General features: G+C 44.7%; 1 protein-coding gene. It reads left to right on the top strand.

Translation table 11 applies throughout. From position 1 onward, the window contains the following. Positions 1 to 219 precede the first annotated feature (219 nt). The coding region (locus AC1DUA_RS40705) for a YbfB/YjiJ family MFS transporter (protein ID WP_477505024.1) at positions 220 to 434 on the top strand (215 nt) is incomplete at its 3' end.

A 434-nucleotide genomic window follows, 5' to 3' on the forward strand; every position in this document is an offset into this window, starting at 1 on the left:
TTGCTAAACTGCTGGGCTGGAAGCAGCGGATTTTCTAGAAGTACGTCATTCGCCCACACCACAGGCATGAATACAAGCACCGTCAGGGAAGTTCCCTGACGGTTTTCTTATTTAGCTATCTGAATTCACGATGAATAACATCATCATTCTGTATTATGCAGCAGGACCCATAACAAAGTATCATGAACAGGTGGTCCAAAAATAATGGGAGGAACGCGTATGAAAAGACACACAGTTATTGTTCTGCTCGGAGGCATTGGGGCCATGATAGTAGCTATGGGAATCGGAAGATTCGCTTTTACACCGATCCTGCCGATGATGATGGAAAACCAGTTGTTCTCTCCAGCAGGTGCGGGTTATCTGGCTTCAAGTAATTATTTGGGTTATTTGATCGGGGCGTTTATTTTGACTCTAGTTCAAGTGAACCGTCGATC

The sequence above is a fragment of the Paenibacillus sp. 01T422 genome (genome assembly GCF_056398785.1).